Here is a 26,899-nt window from a genome sequence, read left to right as displayed (position 1 = left end):
GAGTCCCTTCAGATTTAGCGTGTTATTTTAACAAAATGACCTTTTTCGATTGTATCATACCGCCAGATTTGACCTGTATGATGTAGATACCTCCAGGGACTCCATCAGCGTGAAACGGAATCTGCCAGCGACCAGCTGGGTAAGGCTGATTGACAAGGTTGGTGACAATTCGTCCCCGGATATCATAAACATTTAGTTCAACATGAGCTTTTTCAGCTAATTCAAAACCTATTTGTGTTGTGCTGTTAAATGGGGAGGGAAAGGGATTTAACAATCTCAGTGCCACAGGTAAATTTTGTGGACCAGAATTCAATTGAACCGACAATCCAAAATAGGATAGGATTGAGGTGGTCAATTCAAGTTGCTCAGTTCCATTGTAAATGGTTTCGAAAGGGATACCCAGAAGCACGACCTGCCCTTCGCTGGAGCCATTACCAAAAATTCCAGTATAGGCCGTCGCTGCAATCATATCGTTGGAATATCTCAGAACAGCTTCGGATCCTCCCGATGTCTGGAAGGCGTCAGGATAGTTTTCTTCGTAGACACCACCATTACCATCATCATAATGTAAAGCCAGCCCTTCAAAAGGAGTCCCCACTACACCGGTGATCGTATAACTTTCGGAATCATCAGCCTCATAAGCCGCTTTGAGGTAATCGTGAAAGAAAGATTGGTCTGCAGTGTTTCCTTGAGAGTCCAGATCCCAGGCAATTTCCGACCCGGAAGCGAATAACTTTCCACCTCCTCTGAGATAGGCCTCAATAATGTCCTGCTCCTGGTCTGAAAAAGTCTCACGAATAGTACTCTCATCTCCCAGCAACCAGAAAACCGCTGTGTAGTCAATCAGATCTACAGAACCAGCCAGCACTGCATCATTATCAGCCGTCTCATAGGAATAGTTGAAATGACCCAGAGACCTGGCCATATCAAGTGCAAAATCATGATAGGGAAAAGGATAACTCCCCGTCGTGCGATCGAAGCCATCAATGATCAACAGGCGTTCATTTGACCCCTTCTGGGCTGAGGCATAGGCATCAGAAGGATAACTTTCTGTTGGGGGGGTGTTGTCGCTCACCGATCGAAAGCACCAAGCCAGTGACAGGTCAGTTGAGGGGAATGCTATTGAGGTTTGATCAACGGAAAGTAGACCATCTGTCACAGCTTCCCAGTCCTGCACTTGAAAAACATCTTTCTGGTAGAGCTGAACCCCCTGGATGCCAGCAGTATCAGACAAGGTCCAGGAAATTGTCGTGCTGTCAGACGTCGTAACGCTGCCCACGACGGGCCTGTCAATTGTGGCCGGCATTCCTTCCATATTGATATAATATCGGGGCTGGTAGTCAGCAAGTTGACTGATGGTATAGGATTGATAGTGGGTTATCCAACCACCTCCAGCTTCAACTGCGAGAATAGTACCATTGGTGTTCCACAGCACAGTTAACCGAACATGACCTACTTTGTGAATGGCATCACCGGGTCGTAGATCATACCAGGAACCCAGAGGCAAGGTAATCAGGGGTTGATGATTGCTCATCATATAGGTTGAGTAGTGTTGTGGCATGTTCCAACACCTCGAAACAAAACCGGAGCAGTCAACTCCCACAGCATAAGCGCTAACATCTGATGTTTCCATATCTCCAGCATACTTACCATTTGCCAGACCAGTTACATATCCATCGATGGTTGAGAAACCACCCCACTGGTAAGCCATGCGTTGATTTTGACCCACCTGAATCCAGGTTGGTGTCTGGATGGCATGCCCAGCAGGGTCATTAATAACGCCATCTGTGAGATTCTCTGGACCAGCTGTCCAGATCAATGTAACATAGGTATCAGCAGTGTTCAGAGCTTCTTCGCGACCGACAGGCGGGAAGTCCAGGCGATCGAGTTCTAGGGACCCAGCGCTTTTTTCATCATGCCTTTCCCCGGGGAGTCGGTTGTCTCCCTGGAAAGGGCGGGGATGAATATTATGGAATTTCTGGGGTAGTGAAAATTGCAGGAGAGGAGTATCACCTGGACGGGAGAGGTCCCATCCCAAAAGATGGATTCCGTCTGTGGTTGTGAAAAGACCAAAGAGAGTGCCATTTTTATCCAACTGGAACTCCCGCGTAACGGGGACATGCTGTGTGTGGGGTATCTCCAGAATCATTAACAGTTTACCAGAAGCATCAATAATGAAGACCTCTCGCTTGAGAATCAGCGGGTTTTGCTCCAGAAGGGTTTCCAACAGCAAGTAATGATGACCTTTTTCAGTTGACCCAAGGTATTGACCTGAACCCCAGATGCCTCTCTCCGGTTGAAAAGAAGCCAGTGCTACTTCATCCAGCAGGAAATCCATCTCCGAACCAGACTGTCTAACCAGACGCCCATATTCACCGCTGAGGTTTAATTTTCCCATATGCGTATCTCGGGTCGATACTGTGGGTAATAGTGTTTCTGAAAGCCCCAGCAAAATGGCTGGTGTATTTTTACTAGACCTTAATAATCGGCTATTAGGTCGCATATCCAGGTGGTTTACCCAGGTAATTGGTCCACTTTCACTTGACATATCATAAATTTGCTTCACATCCATGAAATACAGAAGCTCGCCCATGGGACTAAGTTGAAAGTCTAAAGCCTGAATATGATCACTCCTATGCCAAATACTCAAGGTTTGGTCTGAATATTTCAGGATTTGCCCTGTATTTGAGGTGAGCAGGTAGTAGTTGTCGCCAATTACCTGGAATGATTCAACACTTTCCCATCCAAATGGTGTTTCTGTAAGTTTGATCTGACCTTTATCAACTCCCCAGGGCAGGAATAAAAGTTCGCTGGGTGTATTCGCGGCAAAAGTGGTCTGGAAGAGCAGTTGCATAAGGAGCGCTGATGTGATTGTTCTTTTCATAGGGTGGTTTGATCAGTCAATATCCATTTCTTCCAGTATTTGTTGAGGGCTGATGGGAAGATGTTTTACCCGCACTCCCACGGCACTGTATACTGCATTTGCCACTGCTGGAGCAGGGGCATTTATGGGGATTTCAGCTACGGCCTTGGCGCCATAAGGACCTGTTGGTTCATGGGATTCTGCAAAACGTACAACTAACTCAGGCATGTCCTTAGCCGTGTAAATATGGTAGCTGTTGAAATCCAGATTGATGGGACGGCCCTTTTCGTCGAAGGGCATGAATTCTGAAAGTGTCATTCCCAGGGCCTGCGGAATACCACCCTCGATTTGACCCTCAGCCATTTTAGGATTTATAATCTGACCAGCATCTGTCACCGATACGATCTTGATTACTCGCACCGTTCCAGTCAGCGTATCCACTTCCACCTCTGCAAAGGTTGCATTAAAAGGTGGGGGAGAATCGTAGCTCATATAGGAGGCGGTACCCATAATCTGCTTTTGCTCATCCGTGTAAAAACTTTTTGTGCAGATATCTTCGAATGACATTTGCTTACCCTCCTCACCTACAACAAAGGTGCCCTCAATTTCTGCCTTATCATTGTCAAGCAGGAGTCTTCCCTGATCCAGGATCATAGTTTTACAATTTTCAGCTGCCTTTTTTACTGCTGACCCAGATATATAGGTGGTACTTGATGCATAGGCACCGGTATCAAAAGGGGTCATGTCAGTATCTGATGAATAGACAATAATCTTCTCAACTGGAACACCTAAAACTTCCGCTGCAATTTGAGCCAGTGCAGTATCAGATCCGGTTCCAATATCTGTAGCTCCAACCTGTAGGTTAAAACTGGCATCTTCATTCATTTTGATAAAGGCCGAGCCCATGTCAATTCCAGGGATTCCCGAGCCCTGTCCTGCAACGGCAACGCCTATACCTCTTCTGTATCGGCCGGTTTGCTTTTCAGCTCTGAGTTGCTCCCAACCACTAAGCTCCCGTCCCTGTTTCAGACAAGCCGCTACTTCGGTACTATAAAGGACCATGGGAAAACCTTCACGTCCCTCACCCAAAATCTTGGCTATGGGTATATCATCACCGATCTTGAATATGTTTTTCAGACGCAACTCAATGGGGTCAATATTCATTGCATCGGCAGCCTCATCCATGAGACTTTCCAGAGGGAAGAATGCCTGGGGTGCTCCATATCCGCGGTACGCACCACCTATGGGCAGATTGGTATAAACTCCGTCTCCATTAACTCGAATGCTGGGCGCTTTATACATGCTCAATGCTTTTTGTGCTGTGACTGACATGACTGTGAGGGCATGAGGACCATAGGCACCACAATTCTCCAGAATATTTAAGTCAATGGCTGTTAAGGTTTGATTTTTATCAAAACCCAGCCGGAAAGTCACTACCTCGGGATGTCGTAATCGAGCAGCAAAAAGTTCTTCTGCTCTGGTGTATTCAATGCGAGCCGGTCTGCCAGTTTTCAGGGTAACAGCAGATACTAATTCCTCATTGAGGATTTCCTGTTTCCCTCCAAATCCACCACCGATACGAGGTTTTATTACTCGAATCTTACCCACAGGGATGCCCAATACTTCGGCAACAATGCGTCGCACATGAAATGGAACCTGGGTGGAGGTTCGGATGACCAGACGGTTATTTTCATCCAACCAGGTCAATGAAATATGGGGTTCGATGGAAGCCATTTGAACAAAGGGTGTGCTATACGTGCCTTCGAATACATGTGCAGAAGCATCCAAAGCTTTATCCACATCTCCCAATTCAGCATCCAGATGAGCAGCCACATTATGAGCTGCATCGTGAATACCAGTTTTGCCAGATTCAGAGTGCAGGGAAATATCTGATGTCATAGCGCCTTCTACATCAAAGATGGTTGGCAGCTCTTCATATGTCACTTCGATAAGACTGAGAGCATGTTCGGCGATTTCAAGCGTTTCCGCAGCAACAAAAGCGACACGATCGCCTACAAAACGTACAGTTGAATCCAGGATTCGCATATCTCGAGGACCCGGCTCTGGATAACCCTGGCCTGCTGTGGTATAGAAATGGGTCTTAAAGTCTTTATGGGTGAAGACAGCTACAACACCCTCCAGAGCTTGGGCCCTGGAAACATCAATTTTGAGAATGTTGGCATGGGCTACGGGGCTATGGAGAATTTTTACATGTAGTACATCCTTCAATTTGATGTCATCTGCGAAAACCGCATTTCCACGGACCAGAGCATGACCGTCGACCCTCTGAGTGTCTTGACCAATCACTTTCATGAGTCACCTCCAGTGTTGCTAGATTTTTGGAGGGTAACAAGTGCTGCTTTTACTGGTTTTACATAGCCAGTACAACGACAGAGATTTCCATTCAGGGCATCACGGACATTGGCTTCCTTTATCTCACCACCTTCACGGTCCAGAGCTTCCAGGGAGAGGATCATTCCCGGTGTGCAGAAACCACATTGCGCTGCGCCCTCATGCAGAAAATCCTGTTGAAGTGGGTGCAGTTCCTCATGGGTGGAAATGCTCTCAAGGGTTTCTATTTTTCGTCCATTCACTGAGTGCATGAGGATCAGACAGGCATTCACACTTTTATTGTCCATGAGAACCGTACAGGCACCGCATTCTCCATGGTCACAACCATGTTTTACGCTATGGTATTCTTCATTCCTCAAATATTCCAGGAGTGTGGTTCCAGGCAATGGGCTGGCCTGGACGAGACGACCATTCAGCTCGAATTGGATGTTCATTTCACCACCGCCATTTCCTGGAGCAATACAGAAACCAGATGACGTTTGTAGGCTGGGGTCCCAAGATGATCATTACTGAAACTCGCTTCCACCTCATCCATAAAACTTCGTATATCGGCCTCATTTGGTTCAGGCTTGGTTTGAAAGAATAAAATTTTAGACGTTTTGCCACCCACACAAACAGCAATGGAATCATTCAACCCATTGATACCAACGATAACAAAGGCCGGGGCAGAATCCAGCAAGGCTACCCGCTCAAGCTTCACATCATGAGAAGGGATGATCATCTTTTCAATAATACCTTCGCCATTCCAGTCACAGAACTCAACGGATGACTCAGACTCATTTAAGCATAATTTTGTTCTGGACGCGAACAAAAAAACCAGGAGATCGGAATCAGTTCTTAATCTGGCAATTTCGCCGCCAATGGTCCGCTGATTGCGAATGTTTTTGGAAGGACAGGCTGAAAGAATGGCACCATTGAGTCGCGCATCATCAAAACTGATAATTTCCTGAAGTGTACAGCCTGCACCAATGTGAATTTCGTCCCCCTGCATTTTTATCTGATCGTTTAGCAAATGATTGATATCAAGGAGGGTGTGTACAGCATCATCTTTTTGTCCAACAAGGTAAGTTCCCCCTGCAAAAAGGACTGAGCCCGATTCTTTGAGCAATATAGAAGCTTCACTCAGGGTGTCAGGTTTAATAATTTGTTCAATTGAAGACCACATGATTGACCTATTTATTGATGGGTTGAGAATTCGATTTTAGTTCGTTGGGTCGCAAGTTGCAGCATTTCAGCGGCGATCCGATTGTGTCTGGAGACCAGATTTGTTTCATCTACTTTTGAATCACCTTTTTCCATGATGATCTTGCCCTGAACAATCAGCCAATCCACGGGACGCTGGCGGGTAGTAAAGATAAGGGCGGCAATGGGATCGGCCAGACTGCCCGCTTGAGCTAAGCCATTCATCTCGAACAGAGCCAGATCTGCCTGCTTGCCCACACTGAGCTGTCCGATATCATCACGACCCAGGGCTGCAGCTCCTCCTCTGGTTGCCATTCTCAGGACGTCCCTGGCATTGAGCCAGTAATTTTGCTCCCTTAATCGTGAGATGAGCATGGCATTGCGCATTTCCAGAAGCATATCTCCTGAATCATTTGAGGCACTGCCGTCAACACCCAGACTCACATTGACGTTTGCATCGAGGAGTTCACGAATTCGAGCAATCCCGGAACCCAGTCGCATGTTGGATGAGGGACAATGTGAAATCCCAACCTGGTTTTCACCCATAAGCTTGATTTCATCATCGTTCAAATGCACGGAATGAGCATACCAGGCGTTTGAGGTGAGCCAATTCAACTCCTGCATGAGTCCTACGGGTCTTAATCCAAAGCTCTCCAGACAAAACGCTTCCTCATCCAGTGTTTCAGCAAGATGAGTATGAATTTGAAGACCATTGGTCCTGGCAAATGCTGCCGTTTGCTTCATCAATTCTGTGGTCACAGAAAAAGGTGAGCAGGGGGCAAGAGAAATACGGATCATAGCGCCGTCTGAATCCTCATGATATTTTGCCAGTAATCTTTCTGTATCCTTTTGGATGACATCTTCTGTCTGCACCACATCATCAGGAGGTAAGCCACCCCTGGATTTACCAAGGGACATGGAGCCCCGTGTGGGTTGAAAGCGAATACCCAGTGCTTTTGCGGCTTCAATTTCTGTGTCAATCAATTCTGGGCTGGCCTTTGATGGAAACAGATATAGATGATCAGAGCTGGTGGTCACACCGGTTTTCATCAGCTCCAGCAACCCCGTTTGTGTGCTCACTGCAACAGCCTCAGTGGTGAGTTCTCGCCAAACTTCATAGTGATTGGTTAACCAGGAGAAGAGTGGCTGGTTTTGCATTAAAGGAATATTTCGAGTCAGGGTTTGATATAGATGGTGGTGGGTGTTTATGAATCCAGGCGTAATCACCATCCCAGTGGCATCGATTGTTTTATCCGCTTGGATATCTGGCGATTCAGGCCCTATTGATTTTATCACACCATTTTCAATGAGAATATGTCCACCAGAAAATTCTTCCTGAGAATCATTCATGGTGGCAACAGCGAGAGACTTTTTAATAAGGAGAGTACTCATATAATTCGATACTTTTTAAAAGTGAAACTAGAAACTTGAAATTTGGAGAGGTGTTGGGTCATAGCTTTAATTTTTTGCCCCTTTATTTGTGCTTCGGATAAAAGCATTCAATTTTGGTCCCAACTCATGGGTGATGTTCTGTAAAAATATGGTGTCTTCATCTGATAACAGGTTTCTTCTCCGGGCCTTACCGAGCCATGTTTTGACTTCTTCGAATGACCCCCTGGCATAAAAATAAAATCGTTTTCTATCCGCGTAATGATAGCGTCCATACCCTTCAGCAATACTTGCAGAGATACTGTCCGCTGCTCGAATGATTTGATATCCAAGTGTGTTTTGAGCTTTTCTATCCCAGGCGTCAAACAATTGCCAGATATAATCGGATAGTTTTTCAGACAATACATAAATGTCAAGCGTTGTGAGCTCTTTCATAATTAGTTCCAGGAAATTGGGCTGAATTGATTTTAAACCGTAGGCATAGTATCAAATTTATCTACCCCTTTTACAAGCCAAATTTCCAGTTTCAAATTTCAGGTCATCCATAATATTTCTGTCGTTCGTTTGCTAGACTCTTTTTTTTCGAATAGATCTTTTTGTGACTATTAGTGCTCATTCGTGAGAATCGTGTCTAATTAGCATTGGATGATCTTTAAGATTTTCATATAAAACCATCATGGCCAGGGCGGCTTCAGTATTGATGCTACCTGAATTTTCCAGCTTTGCCGAAATGATATGTTTTGAATCCCGATTAAAACGGATCCACCCATGGCTTGACTGAAACAGGAAACACTCTCCATCAAGAGACAATTCATTTTGAATATCGTCATGTTTAAAGGATATCCCCTGATCATGAATGAAGTATCCGAAACTGGAATCATTGAAGCTATTTTCTGATAGGTGAATTCTAGGCTTGTCTTTGTAGGGGTCACCAGAAGTGGGGCAGAAGGTGGTGCAGTTTCCACATTCATTGCAGAAATCCCCAATGTTTACAATTTGAGGCTGCTGCCTAAGATTCAGATACCCCAGCGATTGAAATGTTGTTTCACCCTGTTCCATCCGAACATCATGAATTTCATAATTGACAGGTTTTATCATGTAGGTCAGGTTTGCCAGATTTGGACAAACACCGACACAGACACTACAATAATCATCACACAACAAACAGCGGCTGGCTTCTTCTATTGCTTCTACTTGAGTCAGGGTGCGGTGGACTTCTGGAAATTCCTGGGAGTGATCTGGTTCAGCCAAGGGGGGATTAATTCCATACTCACGAGAAGCAGCTTTCACTTTCAAATCATTAATGGATATGAGTCGCGGTGCATTCCCCAGGGGAGTTGTCGGTAATTCAATGCTCTGGAGAATATGACGGGCTGCGTTTTGTCCGTCACCAATGGCGTTGATGACACTGGAGGCACCCCGCACGGCATCGCCGCCGGCATACACATGGGGAAGGGTCGTTTTACAGGTATCATAGTCCACCTGAAGATCATCCTCGCCAATAAAATCTATACTAATGGCCTGTCCAATGGCTGGTATAACGGTATCTACAGGAAATTTCAGGGACTCATCATCCAGCGGTACTGGACGACGGCGACCGCTGGCATCTGGTTCACCCAGCTCCATTTTCTGACAATGAATCTGCTTGACCTTGCCATCCCCTTCAAAACGTAGTGGTGCCATGAGCTCATGGAAGGTAATGCCTTCTGCCAGCGCAGCTTCGATTTCATCAATATCTGCTGGCATTTCTGACATGGTTCGCCGATAGATGATACCAACGGCAGCTGACTCGCCAGCCAATCGAAGTGACGTGCGTGCGGCATCCATGGCTGTATTACCACCTCCTATGATGGCAATTTTCTGGCCCAGGTCTGGACGAGCGCCTAACCTGACTTCGGCGAGAAATTCTAATGGATTCAGTACGCCAGAGAGGCTTTCACCTTCAACCCCCAGTTTCAAAGCACGCTGAGCGCCAACACCAATAAAAATATCATCACTTGATTCCTGGATTTGTGTATAGAGCTCAGGACCCACCGGGCTATCAAAATGAAAATTGACCCCCAGGTTTTTCAGAACCTCAATATCAAGATTAATGGTTGCATCACTTAGTCTGAATTCTGGGATGGCTCCAGAGACCATGCCTCCAACAAAGGATTTGCTCTCGTAGACATCCACAGCGATGCCCTTTTTAGCCAAAAAATAAGCACAGGACAATCCAGCTGGACCTGCTCCAACAACAGAAACTTTGTGATCTCGCCTGGCTATTTCAGTACCCTCTACCTTTGCGATTTCCTGCTCAGTCACAAAACGTTTTATCTCACGGATCAAGAGGGGAGAGTCATAATTATTCCGAGTGCATTTTAACTGACATAAATGATCACATACATGACCTGTGACACCAGGAAGCGGATTGGTGTCCTGAATGGCTTTAAAGGCTTTACCAAAATTACCCTGTGATGTTTGATATAGATATTCCGGAATATTTTGATCGGCTGCACAGGCATCAACACAGGGGGCAGAAATGCAATCAAAGGCTCCCAGAGGACGCTTGGTTTTAATGGAATCAAAGTGGTGACTATGTTTTTGATAATGGGGATTCTGAATGGTTTTTTCTGCGTACTGAGTCAAGGTGTTTAACCCGGCATTGTCCATATCCAGAGAGGGGTTTTCATCTCCCACGATGAATTGCTCCAGGCTTGGGGCTTTGGCTTTTTGCATGGCCTGTTTCAGGTTCGACACATACTGTCCCAGTCTCGTGTATCCCCCTGGTTTCAACACATCAGTGCAGGTTGTGACGGGACGAAGATTGCAGGCCAGAATGTCAGCCACATTGAAAGCATCTGCCCCTGCCGAAAATGAAATGTCTAATTTTCCATCGAAATCTTTTTGAAGTTTTGCGGCGAGATTGATACTGATGGGATGCAGCGCCCGACCACTGAGATACATCATGGTTTCATTTTCAGGAAAAACAGGTCGGTGATTTTCAACTTCCAGGGTATTGGTCAATTTTAGCCCGAATTCTACACCGGCCTCATCAGCATGAGCTTGAAGATCCCCGATTAAGTTCAAGGCATCTGGATATTTCAGATCATGCTCAAAAGCCTCATCTGGAACGATGGAAGCCTCATAACCGAGATTATGATTTAATATCTGCCGAAGCTGTTCTGGACCCAGTAAAGTGGGGTTCAGTTTTACAGCAGTATGGTATTTGCGCTGTTTAATGAGGTAGGTCGCAATGCGTTCAATTTCATCGGGGGGACATCCATGCATGGTGGACAGGGTAATATTATCCGTCATGCGCGCCGGAATATTCAGGTTCTTAATGTTGGGATAAATGGATTCGATAAGATTCAATTTTTCATTCAACAAATCCTGGCTGTTTTCCATGCGGTCCATGAATTGTTGGACATTGGGTTTCATTATGCCATCAAGGTCATAACCTACACTCATGTTAAATATCACACCAACACCCTGATCAGATTGCCAGCCAAAATGGTCTTTCAAAATGTGAATGGCTATCCAGGCATTGAGATATTCATCCAGGGATTGCTTTAGCTTGAGCTCCTGGGACCACTCACAGTTGTAGCCCTCATCCTGCATATCAATACAAGGTTTGCTGACCTCAAGCTCGTCCAGGGTCTGAACTGTCTTGAGCTCCATATAGCGGGCTCCGCACAACCAGGCCGCGATGATATTCTGAGATAGTTGAGTGTGGGGGCCGGCAGCCACACCAATGGGAGTTTCCAGCATCTGCCCATAACGCTGCATGCGAAAAGGGTCTGCTTTATCAGGTGTGAAAAATAAATCTTTATGAATCCCAAACAGCTGATCGCTTTTGAGTTCTGATAACATCCATGTGACAAGATGTTGAATGGAGACAGGGTAGAGTCTATCGTTCATCGTTATTAATCTCACCCTCGTGTGTTTTTAACATTTTAGAGTGGAGTTTTTCCAGATAAAACCACATCCATCTGCCCCAGGCAATTCCCGCCACAGGAAAAATAAGTGCTGAAACAAGGATAAGGGGCAAACCAAAAATATTGGGTTGAAACAACCAGATATAGGTTAGAAAAAATATCAACATCGACAGCCCAAATCTCAATAGCCCATAATCAAAAATGTATTTCCACTTTCCTCTTTCCCTGATTTCAGCCCATTTTGCAAGCTCAGCATCACTAATCTTAGACACCTAACTCTCCTTTCAAGAATGCTTGGACCAAATTGATCACGACCTGTTTTCGATATCTCGCTGTGGCTCTGATATCATCTATTGGCGAAATATCTGCCTCAATAAGCAGGGGCCAATCTTCTGGTTTACTGGCATTATCAAGAATTGTGCTGGTCAATTTATCCAGGGTCACCACTGTGGGGGCCACAGCTCCAGAGGCGATCTTTAGATAGTCAAAAACGCCCTCTTTTTCAGTATAAACGAAGGCCAGATTCACCACTGAAATGGCCATGGAATGACGGAGACCCACTTTTTGGAATGTGGATTTATATCCGCTTCGCTTTAGGCTGATGGACACTAGAATTTCACTCTGCTTCAATGCCGTTTTTCCAGGACCCAGGATAAAATCTTGAATGGGTAGTTGTCGCTCACCCTCTGGTCCGATCAGTGTGAGCATTGATTCAAAGGCATAGAGAGCTGGCAACAGATCTCCTGCAGGAGAAGCATTGACGATGTTGCCTCCTATGGTTCCCCGGTGACGGATCTGGGCGCCGGCAAAATCATGGGCTGCCATATGCAGGGCCGTAAATTCAGACTGGATCAGCGGCTTCTCCTGGATGACCTGGATACTGGTCAAGGCCCCAATTTGAACTGCGTCATCCTTTATGTTGATATGGTATAGATCAGACAGTTTTTTGAGATCGATGAGATGATCGGGCAGGGCTTGTCCACGCTCATAGCGAGGCAATAAATCAGTTCCACCTGCGAGCAGGGTTGCGAACTGATCCGACAGGCTAGCGCTCAATTCTATAAACTCGCGTATTGAAGTGGGTTGATAAAATTTCATTTTAGGCGTGCCTATCCGCGATCATCTGCGGCTCCTTCTACGGCATCCACAATTTTATGATAGCCTGTACAGCGACATATATTACCTGACAATTCGTACTTGATTTCATCCCTGGTGGGATGGGGGTTTCTTTCCAGAAGTTTTTCACCTGTGAGTACCATGCCTGGTATGCAATAACCACATTGAACTGCGTGATGTTCTTCAAATGATTTTTGCATCTCTGTGAGCTCTTGCGTATCAGCCAGACCCTCAATAGTAATGATGAAGCCTCCGTGGACTTCCACAGCCAGGATGAGACATGAATTTACAGTTTGTCCGTTGAGTATAACTGTACAAGCACCACACTCACCCTCACCGCAAACCTCTTTGCTCCCAGTAAGACCCAGATCCTCTCTCAGAAAATCCAAGAGTCTTAAATGGGTTGGAATCTCTCGTTGAACGAGCTCACCATTGATGGTGACTTCCAGCTGAAAGGTATGGGGTTGGGGATGATGTAACATGCTTAGCCCTGGAGTTTTTCCAGATAATTTTCAACATCAACAAGCGTTGCCTTAACAGCTTCTACGGGCTTGAGTAATTTTTGAGCGTTTGCTGTGTCTTTTAGTCCTGAGCCCGTTATGAGTACAACCACATGGTCTCCGGCCTTAAAAATGCCAGCTTCAGACGCTTGCAGAAACCCTGCATAGGCAGCTGCAGCAGCGGGTTCTGCAAATATCCCTGTGGTCTCAGAGAGCAGTTTTTGAGCTTTTAGAATATCATCATCACTTACCTTAAAACCACTGCCACCACTCTTAATAATGGCCCGTCTCGCCTTGTCTCCGTCACGAGGTTGATCCACACTGATGCTGTCAGCAATGGTATTGGCTGAAACTGACCGAATGTCACCTTCTTGAGTAAGACTATCCACAATAGCCGCTGAACCTTCTGCCTGCACAGCATGTATGGCTGGTATTAGATCAATCCATTTGAGTGAGAGCAGATCGAAGAATCCTTTGTACACTCCTGATATGATGCAGCCATCACCTACAGGTACAAAAATGTGGTCGGGCGCGTTCCAGTCATTTTGCTCAGCAATCTCCAGGGCTACCGTCTTCTTGCCTTCAGCCAAAGTGGGATTAATGCCGGTGTTGCGACAATAACTCTCGTGTTCTTGAGCCCATTCAAACGCCAGATCGAATGCTGCATCATAATTCCCATCCACTGGAACCAGTCGAGCCCCATGCTGAAGGATTTGGGTCAGCTTGGCTATTGGTGCTGTGGCAGGAGCCAGAATAATGCTATCCATTCCATGGTATGCAGAAAGTGCCGCCAGCGAGGAACCGGCATTACCTGTAGAAGCAGCAACTATTGTTTTTTTGCCCAGTTCCCTGGCATGTTGAATGGCCACTTCACTGGCCCGGTCCTTCAGGGATCCAGAGGGGTTGCGAGTATCATCTTTAATCTGTAAACGACCTATCGCCATTCGTCTGGCAATGTGCGGAAAATCCACCAGTGGTGTGCCACCCACACGCAGAGATTTGTTTTCTGGTGCAGCCTGCACTGGAAGCAAGGGAAGATATCGCCACATGGAAGCATCATGATCCTTGTTCAGTGATAAGGGACCACAAGATGCCGCTATGCGATCATAATCATAGATGAAGTCCAGATTTTTACCACATGTTGGGCAAGTATAGGTAAAAGGTTCAGCTAGTCCTTCCCAACTACATTGAAAACACTTTAAACCAATTATCGCTTCAGGAATCAAAAAGTGCTCCTCACCTTGGCTACTGTAGCCCTATCAACTACCCCGGGCTTCAGCCCGGGGCCGCAGGCACGAATAAAAGCGGACTTTAGTCCTAACCTGGGGTTAAAACCCCCTGTTTCAAGTGGGGTTTGTGAGCCCCGCGCTAAAGCGCAGGGTAAGTATTTATCATCAGTTAAACTAATGTCAGACATACTTTTTTAATAACCCTGTCTCCGCATTAAACGCTTCAATCTTCGCATCCCATTCATCTGCCAGAGCGAATTTTGAGGACCAATAATCATCATCGTACCATTGGGCATCCAATTCACTCACTGTTTTACCCTGCTGCTCTACCCAGGTAAAGTATTTCAGGTTATGCATGCGTTTCTTGTCTCGGTAACTCAATTCCAGCACACCTTCATCATCTAGGCCCAGCAAGTATCGCTCGAAATCAATATTGGCTCGAATTTCAGTATAATCACCATGCTCCAGCTGAAGCTCTGTAAGGCGGGACTGATACATTTCCATTGAATCTGTGGCTACTGTGAAGACCACATCATTTTCATTATACTCGTAATATTTGGCCATTTTGATGGCACCAGCAATATTGGCAATACTTGAAATGCCCAGATAATCCAGTTTCCCAACCAGGTCAGGATCGATTCCATGAGATTTCAGCAAAGTGTGCCCCTCGGTCTCGTTAAAAAGACGTATCAAGTTCATGGAAATATTATCATCTACTCCGATAACCATATCCATGTTTTTCATGTTGTGAATCCAGGGAACATGCTTGTCGCCAATACCTTCGATACGGTGAGCTCCATAACCATTTTGAAGCAGGGTAGGTACTTGAAGTGCTTCACCAGCAGCCACTTTGATTTTTGGAAATTTGGTTCTTAGATAGTCTGCTGAACCCAGAGTACCAGCAGAACCCTGGGTCAGAAACATCCCACTAAAACGGTGCTCGCCAGAGTTTAGATTGTTAAAAACCTTTTCCATGGCTCTACCAGTAACTGCATAGTGCCACAAGGCATTGCCAATTTCATCAAACTGGTTCAAGGTAACAATCTCATCCCCCCGTTCAGCCTCCAGCTGTTTCACCTTGTCATAGATTTCTTTTACATTGGCTTCACCACCCTCGGTTCGGATGATTTCAGCACCAACTTTTTCAAGCCACTCATAACGCTCCCGGGACATTTCTTCTGGGAGCACAGCGATGGAAGGACATCCCAGCAAATAGCCATCATAGGCACCTCCTCGACAATAATTTCCTGTGGAAGGCCACAGCGCTTTTTGACGGGTTGGGTCAAATTGACCAGAGATCAATTTTTCAACGAGAGGACCGAAGGTTGCACCAACTTTGTGGGCACCAGTGGGGAAGAATTTTCCAACAAGTACAATGATCCGGGCTTTTACTCCCGTCAATTCTGGAGGTAGTTCGAGATAGTTGACATCTCCAAATCCACCACCCCTGGGGACAGGCTCATTTTGCCAGCTGATTCGAAATAAGTTTCGGGGGTTAAGATCCCATAGTCCAATATCAGCAAGTTCAGCCTTTATCCCTTCCGGTATCAAATCTGGATCAGCCATCTGTTTGTAGGTGGGTAGAATAATATTCTGTTCTTTACAGCGTTGAATCGTGTTCTTGAGAATCTGTTCTGTGTTCACTCTAGGTATCCTTAGTTTTTTACAACGAATTAGACGAAGTTGACGAAATCAATTTTTAGGTTTCTCAACTCTCGTGACTAAATCTGTTTAATCCCTGGTTTCAGTTTAAAAATCATTCGTTGTTTTCGTTTCTTTCGTTGTGAAAATTAAAAGTTATTAATCCTTTAGTTTTTCCAGTGCTGCCAGGGGATCCTTTAGTCCTGTCAGAAACATCATGGCAGCTATGATAAATGGCTTAAAGCTGGCGTCCATGTACGTGTCTTTGCGGTACCGATCAAAAACAGAGGCACTCACTTCTCCCTGCTTGCAGCTTACTCCGGTGATGTCAGCAGGTAGACAATGCATATATAGTGCCTTACTATCCCTGGTGAGTTGCATCTTCTCTTCTGTGCACTCCCAGTCTGTGAATTTTGCATTGTTGGCCAGGCAGCTCTGCTCTAAATCTTTTAACCCTGCATGATCGGCCTGTTTTAAGAGTGTTGTTCTCTCTTCCATGACGTGGAATGGCGCCCAGGACTTTGGGTACACAATATCAGCACCGGAAAATGCCTGATCCATGCTATTGGTGGTCTGGAAGGATCCACCTGAGACCTGTGCCTGTTTTGCTGCCAATTTTACTACTTCTGGAATGAGGTTATAGCCTTCCGGGTGTGCTAGAGTAACATCCATGCCATAGCGGGTGAGTAATCCGATAATACCCTGTGGTACCGAAAGGGGCTTGCCATAACTGGGCGAATAAGCCCACGACATGGCGATCTTTTTACCTCTGAGATTTTCCAGGGATCCAAAATAGCTTTTTAGCATGGCCAGATCTGACATACTCTGTGTGGGATGGTCAATGTCACACTGGAGATTGATTAACCCGGGTCTGTTGTGTAAAACACCTTCCTCAAAACCAGTTTGAACAGCAGAAGAGACTTCCTTCATGTAGGAGTGACCTTCACCGAGATACATATCGTCCCGAATACCAATCACGCGGGTCATAAATGAAATCATATTGGCTGTTTCACGGACCGTTTCTCCATGGGATACCTGAGATTTTTCCTCATCCATATCCGAGACTGCTAACCCGAGAGCATTGGCCGCTGAGGCAAAACTGAAACGAGTTCTGGTAGAGTTATCCCTGAATATGGAAACAGCCAGACCGGAGTCGAATACCAGGTTTGGTTTTCCCAGACGATGTCTCTCTCTCAGGAGTTCTGCAAGGAGCAAGGTCGCTTCCAGTTCATCTGGCGTTTTATTCCAGGTTAATAGAAAATCATGGCCATAGTTGTTCAGATCCAGCGCTTTGACTCTATTTATTAGCGTTTCCATAGTACTTCGTTTTAACCATATCCTTCCAGGCGGGGATTAGAATCCCCGCCTAGTTTTCCAATTTATTCAAATAGGTAAGCGGTATCGCCGCATACATGGCTGCAGCTTTTACCAGATGATCTTTCCAGGTTTTTTCATTGGGGGCATGGGCCTCCTCTTCGGCGCCTGGACCAAAACCAATACATGGCACTCCGTATTTTCCCATAATAGCGACGCCGTTGGTAGAAAAAGTCCATTTATCAACCACAGGCTCTTCCTTAAACAAACCTTTGTAGGCATCAACCAAGGAGGTGGTAGCAACATGATCCTTTTCAATCAACCAGGTTGGGAAATAAGCTTCGGTTCGATAGCTGAATCCTGTATAACTCGGTCGCTCGTAGTCATACATCTCCACCATGGCTTTTCCAGCGATCACTGAGGGAAGATTTTTAATTTCATCCATGGCAGAATCCGCAGTTTCACCTACAGTGAGACGTCGATCAACCGAGATAGAACAACCATCAGCCACAGCACATCGAGATGGTGAGGTGAAAAAGACTTCAGATACAGTGAGAGAACCTTTCCCCAGAAAATCATGGTCTGCCAAACGTGTGTTCAGCTCCTGCAGTTCCTGAAGGATAGGAGCCATTTTATAGATAGCATTATCTCCTCGTTCCGGTGCTGACCCGTGAGCGCTGATTCCAGAGGTGGTAACCTTGATTTCCATCCGCCCACGTTGACCACGATAAATCCTGCAGGATGTTGGCTCAGTACTTACCACAAATTCTGGTTGCAGCTTTTTATTATCCATGATGTACTGCCAACACAGGCCATCACAATCTTCTTCCTGAACCGTTCCGGTAATTACTAATGTATAATCGCCTTCCAGTCCAAGATCTTTGATGATTTTCCCAGCGTAGACCATGCTGGCCATGCCACCTTCCTGGTCTGAAGCTCCCCGTCCCATGATGATTTCATCATCTTCAAACCCCTCATAGGGATCTACATTCCAGTTCTCGAGATTGCCAACTCCGACAGTGTCAATATGGGCATCCATGGCGATGACATGTGAACCATGACCAATGGTGCCATAAATATTGCCCATTTCATCAATCTCTATCTTATCGAAACCAACTTTTTCCATCTCCTCCTTGATGCGCAGAATGGCAAGTTCTTCCTGAGTGCTTTCGCTGGGGATGGCAATCATGTCTCGCAAAAACCTGGAAATCTCCGGGCGATATTTTTCGGCCTGGTTGAGTATCAGTTGGAAATCAATATTCATATTGTTTCTTTCTATTAAATCAATCACTAATGTACTTACAGTGCCTTCATTGCGGACCAGAGGCGTTTGCTCTGTTTGCGGGCATTTTCGCGAATCCGGGATTCATCAATGCCGACCAGGTGTTTATTTCGCATCCGGAATTCACCTCGAGTCATGACATCACTGGGTTTTCCAAATCCAAAGAGAAGATGACTGCCAAAATTGTCAGCGTTTAAATCAGTACGGGGTTTATAATCATAAAAGACCAGGTCAGCCTGCGCTTCTTCTTCAATGTGACCTATAAGTTTTTCGAAAATTTTCACGGCAATATCGGGATTGTTGTGAAAAAGAAGTTCTAGATAATCTACCGCCGGGCTCTCGGTGGCTGAACGGATGAGTGTACCTTCCTTGGCTTCTTTTAGCATATTGTTTTGCATGCCATCAGTACCCAATCCAGGAGTCATCGATTCAATGATCTCCGTCTCCAGAACACCGACTTGATTGTTAGCGTTGGACGAAGGATTGTGAATCAGCTTGCAGCCATGTTTCAATAAGATATGGCGATCTTCACGAGACATAAAGATACCATGAATAATCAGGGATTGATTGGATAAGAGATTAAAATCATCCAGACGCTGAATAACTGAACGATATCCCCTGGCCTGGGCGTCTTTTTCATCCGCCAGATCTTCGGCGACATGTATGTGAATGCCGCATTCAGGGAATTTTTGCAAGTGTTTGCTAACCAGCTCCAAAGACTCATCTGACAATGTGAATGAAGCATGAAGCCCGAGCCGTGGAGAGACATGAGGGTTGGTGGCATATTTCTTCATTGCGCGGATGTTTTCTATCAACTCATCCTTAAAGTTGGACTCGCCATTTCTGTCCGAACATTCAAAACAAAGACTGATGTTAAGCCCGAATGACTCCGCCAGATCAGCCAGGATATCCAGCGATCCCTCAACCAGGTTAGGACTTGCATGATGATCAATGATGGTGGTTGTACCATTCTGAATACAGTCCATCAGTCCTGCTTCAAAGGAGGCCCGGGTAGAAGCTTTGTCCAGTCCTCGGTCAAGTTTCCACCAGACTTCTTCGAGATGTTCAACAAAGTTTTTTGGGGTTTTCTGGGGTGGTGGCATTCCCAGGGCCAAAGTTGAGTAAAGATGGGTATGGGCGTTGATAATTCCAGGCAGGACCGTTTTGCCCTCCATGTCCAAAATTTGCCCCTCAAAGCCAACATGTGAGAAGCCGCGTCCTACAAATTTGATGACTTCATCTTCAATGAGAATGGAAGCATGCTCCAGAAACTCTCTTTCACCAAATGGATCGATAATGCGCAAATTATGCAGTAAGAGTTGTCCCATTTCAATCACCTACCATTTCTAAAATGTACTCTGGTTTTATTGGAATGTGAGTAACTGATTTCCCCAGGGCATTACTCACTGCATTGGCGATGGCTGCGGCTGTTGGAATGATGGCGGGTTCCCCAATACCTTTGGCGCCCCAGGGGCCCTCAGGTTCAGGGGCTTCAACCAGAATTGATTCGATTTCACCTACATCCATAGCTGTTGGCAGGAGATAGGTCGTGAGGTTATCAGTGAGCACCCGCCCCTCATCAACTATGAAATCCTCTGTGAGTGCCCAACCAATTCCCTGGACGGTCCCACCTTCGATTTGAGCTTCCAGACCAGCTGGATTAATGGCTCTTCCCACATCATGGGAAGCCCAGATCTTAACCACTTTCACCACTCCAGTCAGGGTATCCACTTTTACTCGGGCTATCTGTGTAGCGTAAGAATATGTAAAATAAGCTTCACCGACTCCCATAGCTGGATCGTATTCGAGTTCAGGCACGTGCCACCAGCCCAACACATCCATAGGGCGGTTGGACAAATAGAGATAATTAGTAAGTTCTGAAAAACTTAAGATCTCTTTATTCCTGACATTGCTTACCAGACCATTCTCAATACCAATCTCCTTCAAATCGCATTGCATGAGTTCTGCTGCGGCTTCTTTCAGGATGGGGAGTAATTTTCTCGCCGCATCACGAATCGCGTTTCCTGTCATCACAACATTTCTACTGGCTACTGATGGACCACTATCTGGTACCTGGTCCGTATCTGTTGGCAAAACGGTAATTCTCGAGGGTTCCACACCCAGGGCTTCAGCAGTCATTTGCTGGACGATGGTAAGGGCTCCCTGTCCCATTTCAACAAGACCAAATGCCACTGAAATAGACCCATCACGGTGTAGTTTTATTTTAACTCCACTACCATCCATAAACCAACCGGCCGCACCGAGACAATTGCCATAGTGAATGAGAGAGACCCCATAGCCTGTTTTCCAGCGGGCATCATTTTCAAATTCCCGATTTGTCCAATCGCTAGCCTCGGCAGCTGTATGAAGTGTTTCTTCCGCACCTACGCTGCTTTTCAGGAGGTGGCCTGTGAGGGTTTGAGTATTAACTTTCAAAATATTTTGTAGGCGTATTTCAATTGGGTCAATATTCAGCTCCGTTGCAATGACATCCATCATGCGTTCATGACCGAAGGCTGCCTGGGGTGACCCAAAACCACGAAACGCTCCAGTGGGAGGCAGATTGGTGTAATAGGATTTAGATTCGACTGAGATATTATCAATGACATACGGACCCATGGCCTGCATGGCTGACCGATAAGAGACTACGGATGACAGGGTGGCGTACGCTCCAGCATTTTCCTCCAGGAGTATTTCTGCGGCAAGCAGTTTCCCGGAGTTAGAGACACCGACTTTGTAGTGCATTTGAAAAGGGTGGCGCTTGCTGGTAAGTTGAACATCTGTGGTTCGATCATATACCATTTTGATGGGGCGCTTGAGAATAAGGGCTGCCAGGGCTGCTCGAGTACAGGTTTCAGAGGGAATATCCTCCTTGCCTCCGAATGCACCTCCCGTGGGCGCTTGTTCCACTCGTATCTTGGCAAAGGGAATGGCGAGAGCTTTGGAAACCGCTTTTTGAACATAGAAGGGGCACTGGATGGATCCCAGAATGTCAATTCCGCCTTCAGGTGTCACCTGGGCGATGCAGGCCTGAGGTTCAAGATAATAGTGCTCCTGAAAGGGTGTTTCAAAACGAGCCTCGATGATGTGATCCGCCTCTTTAAAAGCACTATCAGGATCTCCCCGTTTTACCTGATGCTTACAGGCAAGATTGGTTTCATGTATAAAATTATCAGCTGCATCCCGGCTATCATTGATTGAGAAAATGGGAGGGGAGGGTTCAATGTTTATCATCACCAACCTGGATAAACGTTGGGCTGATTCAGCTGTCCTGGCAACGAGTATACCGACACTGTCGCCAATGTATCTAACCACGTCATCGGCCATAAGCGGTTGATCTTCCAGAATGACACCGACCTGATTTTCACCAGGGATATCCTTTGCAGAGAAAAAGGCAATAAAGTCAGGGTCATTCTCAACCACGACAGTATCAATTCCCAGCAGATGTCCAGAGGCAACATGCGAGAAAACGGGTGCTGCATGTAGCATATTATCCACTTTGATATCAGTCAGAAACTTGGTTTCACCAGTAGTCTTACCACGAGCATCAATGCGTTGGAGTCTGGCACCTATTCCTGTTTTGGGAGAGTTCACTGGAGTAACCAAACAGTTCGTATATGTGACCAGCATTCTCGAAGGTAAAGGGTATAAGGGTATAGAGTGAAAATGGCCATTGAGGGGCTATCGCTTCTCATATTTTGATCGGATAAGATTAATAAAACCATTTAGACTTATCTTTGTTTTTTCTATGAGTGTGAACCCCTCTACCGCAATATTTTTATCAACATATTCCAAATCTAGACTGGTGATGAGATGGTCTTTTAGCTCATACAATGAGCCTCGGGCAATTCTATAAAATTGTACACTTTCTTTATAATGAAATCTGCCATATCCCTCAGAAATATTAGCAGTAATACTGACTGCGGCTCGTTGGATTTGGCTGCTAAGGGCATATTTTTCTGAAGCTGGGAGTAGGGGAATCACTTTCTTATAGAAAAACAATTTTACCTCTCGAGCATTTTGCCATGCAATAAGTGTAGTAAAATCTTTCTGGTTCTGATATCCATTCTTTGGTTCAGAGATAGAACTATCAAGCAAAACTGTTTCATCCATAATTTGGTAATCTTGATTCTCTTCTACCACTAACTAAGCTCCTTATTCCCTTATTCCCTTATTCCCTTATTCCCTTATTCCCTTATACCCTTATACCCTTAAACCCTTATACCCTTAAACCTACCCAGACCCATTCTCAAAGACATCCATAAATTGAAAGCTTTCCCCATCAAAAAGACCTTTATCGCTGAGCTTGATATCCGGGATAACCAGAAGTGCCATAAAGGATAATGTCATGTAAGGTGCACTGAGTTGTGAGCCCATCTTTTTAGCCAGATCATCCATCTTCCCATACTGTTTCCCAATCGCAAAAGCATCATTGTCAGACATGATCCCAGCAACAGGCAAAGGCAGGATGTGTTCATGGGTGTTGGTAACCGCTGAAATGCCACCTTTGTTCTCAATAATCAAATTAATGGCCCTCGCCAGGCTTTCATCTGAAGCACCCACTGCTACAATATTATGTGAATCGTGGGCAACGGAGGACGCGATGGCACCTTCTTTTAGTCCAAAATTTCGAATTAATGCCACAGCAGGTTGGGAAATCGAATAGCGATTCAAAACAGCGATTTTCAAGATATCTTCATCCAGGTTCGTCTTGATAAATCCGTCTGAATCCAACTCTGGTTGCCACATATACTTATTGGTTACGAGCTGGCCATCGATAACCTCAATCACTGGTACATCAGAGAGACTTGTTTTGATTTTAAAAGCTGCAGGTTTTTGACGTTCTGCTTCAAAGCGATTCACGGCGATAACTGGCTGAGATACAAGCCTTGTGGCACCCTGTTCTGCGACGAGATTTCCATCTATATATGTGCTGAGAACATTAAAGTCGGTCAGATTATCTACAATGATTAGATCAGCCGGGTCATTTGTTTGTAATAGTCCTACACCAAGACCATAGGTTTTGATTGGTGTAACTGTAGCACTCCACAACACTTTCAGGGGGTCTATTCCGGCTGCGATGGCGCGTCTGACCATCTCATTAATATGTCCTTCAGCAAGGTCATCAGGGTGTTTATCATCGCTGCACAGCATACATTCTTTATAATGTTCATTGAGGAGGGACATCAAATCATCAAGATTGCGCGCAGCAGAACCCTCACGAATCTGCACCTTCATCCCCAGCGACAGTTTCTCCAGGGCTTCTTCCAGGCTGAAACATTCATGATCAGTGCTAATTCCTGATTCCACATACTTTTTAACTGCCGCGCCCCGTAATCTTGGTGCATGACCGTCAACAACTTTCCCGGCAACCCTGGCGAGTTTCAATTTTTCGGTCACATCTGCGGCATCATTCAGGACGCCGGGCACGTTCATCATTTCTGAGAGACTGACAATATCTTGTCTTGCTAAAAGAGATTCTATCTCCGATGCGGACAACTCAGCGCCGGCGGTTTCATAAGGGGTAGCCGGCACACAGGATGGTGCGCTGAAATGGAATTTGAAGGGTGTTTGACCTGCGTTGTCCAGCATAAATTCCACACCTCTCATACCCAGAACATTGGCAATTTCGTGGGGATCAGAAACGGTGGCAACTGTTCCATGAATAACGGCAGCACGGGCAAACTCAGTTGGAACCAACATGGAACTTTCAATATGAATGTGGGCATCAATGAGCCCTGGTAGGATATGATGGGTTTCGATAACGGCTTCTTCAATTACAGACTTAATTCTGCCGTTTTCAATATGGATAGTACCGGAAAAAACACGTTGATTTAAAACATCAACAATGCTTCCAGAGAGGGAAAAGGAGTTATATGTCATGGTCTCAATCTCAAGTACATGTTTATGATCAATTCTAGTCGGTTTCTTTTTGAGCCGGTCTGTAATTTAGTCTGATATCTGAATATAGAGAAAGAAAAGTTGACCATTCGCATATACCTCAAGGGTTCTTTCCGGCAATCAATTCTCTGAATCCCGAACATACTCTTGCGGTGTCATAGCCATAATTCTCTTGAACTGTTTATAAAAATGCCCAAGATTTTTATATCCACAGTCGTAGGCAATGCTGGTAACCGTTTTTTGTCGTCTAAGTAACTGCTGACAGGCCTGATCAATTCGAGTTTCGTTCAGAAATTCAGTAAAGGTCTTTTGAGTTTTGGATTTGAATAATCGGCAAAAGGAAGCATGGTCCATGTTCGCCAGGCGGGCTGCATCCCGACTACTTATATTCTGATCTGAACAGGAAAGAACAAACTGATGCACTGCATTAATCCGTCCACCTGACTTGCTTGAAATTGGAAGAATATCTGGCGTGTTTAGTAAAACTTGTTGATTGTCTCTGGACAATAAATCCAGAATTTTTATTAGCTCCAGTATCCGATCAACTCCCTTATGAGTTAATAATGCCTCCAGGAGTTCTGCAATTTCTGCCACAGCCTTCTGGCCGACCTTGATCCCAAGATGCGCTCTTTCCAACAGTGTTTTGATCTGGAGAAATTCTGGAATATCAAGCATTGATGTTAGAAGGTCTTTAGAAAATTGAACCACGATGGATTCAACAATATGAGTGGAATCCTCAGTGAAGTATACCTTGGGACTCATCCAGACATGAGCCAGATCAGGTCCAATAAACACCATGTCACCAGCTTTGTATCGATGAACAGACGCTCCAATGTTTCGCGTACCAGTACCGCTAACGATATACACAAGTTCAAATTCAGGATGATGATGAAATGACATGTCGAAATATGGGACAGAGTACTTAATAGCCTTAAAAGCACTTCTTACAGGAAAGATGATTTTCTCTTGTTTTAACTTCAAATCTTCATTGGCCTTGCAGTAAAAATTTATGCTAATGATAACACACTATATTGATTAAACACATAAAAACATCAAAATAGTGTAATTCTTTGCAAATGGGGTGGAAGTTCTTGTGCTGCAAAGGACCTAAATTGATATCAATTAAAAGAGGTAAAATCATGACATCGAATTTTCCAGTGACCAGGACAGCAGCAGATTTCAATAATATCAGCCAGGTCCTGGCCCGTCAAATCCCTGGTCGACCTACACTTTTTGAGTTTGGTATCAATGATCGTTTATTGGGCATCTTGTCTGGAGAAATTCAAGAAAACAGGACACAGCGTCTGGCGCCACTCAGCCGGATTATCAAAGCTTTCCATAGAGCAGGATATGATTATGCAACGGTATCAGGTTTTCGTACCAATACATTGAGTTTTCCCAAGGGTGAAATTGAGGAAAAGAAAAGTAAATCTTTAAACTCCGGATGCATGATTACAGACCACAAGAGCTTTGATAAATACCTGTGGCCGGACCCAAATGTCGGAGACTATGACCTGTATTTGGATTTGAAGCCCGAGCTACCAGAAGGTATGAAGTTGATAGCTAGTGGAAATGGCGGACTTTTGGAAAATGTCATTGATCTGGTTGGGTTCGAAGCATTGAGTCTCATGACAATTCTAGATGAAGAGTTGACTACAGAAATCTTTGATGCTGTTGGTTCCAGATTACTAAAATTCTATGAAATCGTTGCCAGTATCGAAACGGTAGGTGCCTGTATCGTAAATGATGATTGGGGCTTTAAAAATCAGACCATGTTTTCACCCGAAATGTTGCGACGCTGGGTCTTTCCATGGCATAAAAAAATCGTTACTGCGATACACGAATCAGGGAAGTCAGCCATCCTGCATTCCTGCGGCCAGCTCAAGGATGTCATGGATGATGTCATAGATGATATGCAGTATGATGCCAAGCACTCTTTCGAGGACCAAATCACTAGAGTTGAAGATGCCTATGAGGAATGGGGAGATCGCATAGCTATTCTCGGTGGTATCGATATGGATTTTCTGGCAAGGAAAGACACCGAATCAATTAAGCAAAGATCGCTAGAGATGCTCCGAATCGGTATGGCACGAGGTGGCTACGCTCTGGGGTCTGGGAATAGCATTCCTGACTATATACCTGATGAGAATTACTTCGCCATGATATCTGCAAGAAGTGAATTTTAATAACTTGATAGAATTATCAAAGGATAG

General features: G+C 45.3%; 20 protein-coding genes. 1 reads left to right on the top strand and 19 read right to left on the bottom strand.

All coding sequences use genetic code 11. From position 1 onward, the window contains the following. Positions 1-22 precede the first annotated feature (22 nt). The 19 genes from ISR87_00245 to ISR87_00155 all read right to left on the bottom strand — a co-directional run bounded on the left by ISR87_00245 (position 23) and on the right by ISR87_00155 (position 25,667). The gene (locus ISR87_00245) at positions 23-2,884 is read right to left on the bottom strand and encodes a T9SS type A sorting domain-containing protein (GenBank protein ID MBL7023853.1); all 2,862 of its coding nucleotides are present in this window, start codon (positions 2,882-2,884) and stop codon (positions 23-25) included. A 12-nt stretch (positions 2,885-2,896) separates the two neighbouring features. Beyond that, positions 2,897-5,176, bottom strand: a complete 2,280-nt coding sequence (locus ISR87_00240) for a molybdopterin-dependent oxidoreductase (GenBank protein ID MBL7023852.1) — start codon at positions 5,174-5,176, stop codon at positions 2,897-2,899. Continuing rightward, positions 5,173-5,649 (bottom strand): (2Fe-2S)-binding protein, encoded by a 477-nt coding sequence (locus ISR87_00235; protein ID MBL7023851.1) that lies wholly within the window; start codon positions 5,647-5,649, stop codon positions 5,173-5,175. The genes ISR87_00240 and ISR87_00235 overlap by 4 nt, the downstream gene beginning before the upstream one ends. Beyond that, positions 5,646-6,380: an FAD binding domain-containing protein gene (locus ISR87_00230; GenBank protein ID MBL7023850.1), complete on the bottom strand. Its 735-nt coding sequence runs from the start codon at positions 6,378-6,380 to the stop codon at positions 5,646-5,648. The genes ISR87_00235 and ISR87_00230 overlap by 4 nt, the downstream gene beginning before the upstream one ends. Positions 6,381-6,391: 11 nt before the next feature. Continuing rightward, on the bottom strand, positions 6,392-7,789 hold the full coding sequence (locus ISR87_00225) for an 8-oxoguanine deaminase (protein ID MBL7023849.1): 1,398 nt from the start codon (positions 7,787-7,789) through the stop codon (positions 6,392-6,394). Between the two features lie 66 nt (positions 7,790-7,855). Beyond that, positions 7,856-8,221, bottom strand: a complete 366-nt coding sequence (locus ISR87_00220; GenBank protein ID MBL7023848.1) for a four helix bundle protein — start codon at positions 8,219-8,221, stop codon at positions 7,856-7,858. 177 nt (positions 8,222-8,398) lie between these two features. Further along, positions 8,399-11,686: a putative selenate reductase subunit YgfK gene (gene ygfK, locus ISR87_00215; protein ID MBL7023847.1), complete on the bottom strand. Its 3,288-nt coding sequence runs from the start codon at positions 11,684-11,686 to the stop codon at positions 8,399-8,401. Continuing rightward, positions 11,676-11,975: a hypothetical protein gene (locus ISR87_00210; GenBank protein ID MBL7023846.1), complete on the bottom strand. Its 300-nt coding sequence runs from the start codon at positions 11,973-11,975 to the stop codon at positions 11,676-11,678. Before ISR87_00210 ends, ygfK begins: the two co-directional genes overlap by 11 nt. Next, positions 11,968-12,801, bottom strand: a complete 834-nt coding sequence (locus ISR87_00205) for an FAD binding domain-containing protein (protein MBL7023845.1) — start codon at positions 12,799-12,801, stop codon at positions 11,968-11,970. The genes ISR87_00210 and ISR87_00205 overlap by 8 nt, the downstream gene beginning before the upstream one ends. Before the next feature lie 11 nt (positions 12,802-12,812). Further along, complete coding sequence (locus ISR87_00200) at positions 12,813-13,301, bottom strand: (2Fe-2S)-binding protein (protein ID MBL7023844.1); 489 nt, start codon at positions 13,299-13,301, stop codon at positions 12,813-12,815. A 2-nt stretch (positions 13,302-13,303) separates the two neighbouring features. After that, on the bottom strand, positions 13,304-14,368 hold the full coding sequence (gene thrC / locus ISR87_00195; GenBank protein ID MBL7023843.1) for a threonine synthase: 1,065 nt from the start codon (positions 14,366-14,368) through the stop codon (positions 13,304-13,306). 360 nt (positions 14,369-14,728) lie between these two features. Further along, positions 14,729-16,114: a pyridoxal-phosphate dependent enzyme gene (locus tag ISR87_00190; protein ID MBL7023842.1), complete on the bottom strand. Its 1,386-nt coding sequence runs from the start codon at positions 16,112-16,114 to the stop codon at positions 14,729-14,731. A gap of 234 nt (positions 16,115-16,348) precedes the next feature. Beyond that, positions 16,349-17,506 (bottom strand): knotted carbamoyltransferase YgeW, encoded by a 1,158-nt coding sequence (ygeW, locus tag ISR87_00185; GenBank protein ID MBL7023841.1) that lies wholly within the window; start codon positions 17,504-17,506, stop codon positions 16,349-16,351. 49 nt (positions 17,507-17,555) lie between these two features. Beyond that, the gene (locus tag ISR87_00180; GenBank protein MBL7023840.1) at positions 17,556-18,767 is read right to left on the bottom strand and encodes a YgeY family selenium metabolism-linked hydrolase; all 1,212 of its coding nucleotides are present in this window, start codon (positions 18,765-18,767) and stop codon (positions 17,556-17,558) included. A gap of 35 nt (positions 18,768-18,802) precedes the next feature. Next, the gene (locus ISR87_00175) at positions 18,803-20,113 is read right to left on the bottom strand and encodes an amidohydrolase family protein (protein ID MBL7023839.1); all 1,311 of its coding nucleotides are present in this window, start codon (positions 20,111-20,113) and stop codon (positions 18,803-18,805) included. A 1-nt stretch (position 20,114) separates the two neighbouring features. Beyond that, positions 20,115-22,379, bottom strand: a complete 2,265-nt coding sequence (locus tag ISR87_00170) for a xanthine dehydrogenase family protein (protein ID MBL7023838.1) — start codon at positions 22,377-22,379, stop codon at positions 20,115-20,117. An 87-nt stretch (positions 22,380-22,466) separates the two neighbouring features. After that, on the bottom strand, positions 22,467-22,928 hold the full coding sequence (locus ISR87_00165; GenBank protein ID MBL7023837.1) for a four helix bundle protein: 462 nt from the start codon (positions 22,926-22,928) through the stop codon (positions 22,467-22,469). Between the two features lie 90 nt (positions 22,929-23,018). Continuing rightward, the gene (ade, locus tag ISR87_00160; protein ID MBL7023836.1) at positions 23,019-24,668 is read right to left on the bottom strand and encodes an adenine deaminase; all 1,650 of its coding nucleotides are present in this window, start codon (positions 24,666-24,668) and stop codon (positions 23,019-23,021) included. A 138-nt stretch (positions 24,669-24,806) separates the two neighbouring features. Further along, positions 24,807-25,667: a helix-turn-helix domain-containing protein gene (locus ISR87_00155; protein ID MBL7023835.1), complete on the bottom strand. Its 861-nt coding sequence runs from the start codon at positions 25,665-25,667 to the stop codon at positions 24,807-24,809. A gap of 158 nt (positions 25,668-25,825) precedes the next feature. Between ISR87_00155 and ISR87_00150 the strand changes: the two genes are divergently transcribed. Beyond that, positions 25,826-26,872 carry a hypothetical protein gene (locus ISR87_00150; protein MBL7023834.1) on the top strand — a complete coding sequence of 349 codons (1,047 nt, stop codon included), beginning with the start codon at positions 25,826-25,828 and terminating at the stop codon, positions 26,870-26,872. Positions 26,873-26,899: the final 27 nt, after the last annotated feature.

Source organism: Candidatus Neomarinimicrobiota bacterium (genome assembly GCA_016784545.1).
Taxonomy (GTDB): Bacteria; Fidelibacterota; UBA8477; order UBA8477; family JABMPR01; genus JABMPR01.
The sequence above is the reverse complement of the archived record's forward strand: the minus strand, read 5'-3'. Positions and strand labels throughout refer to the sequence as shown.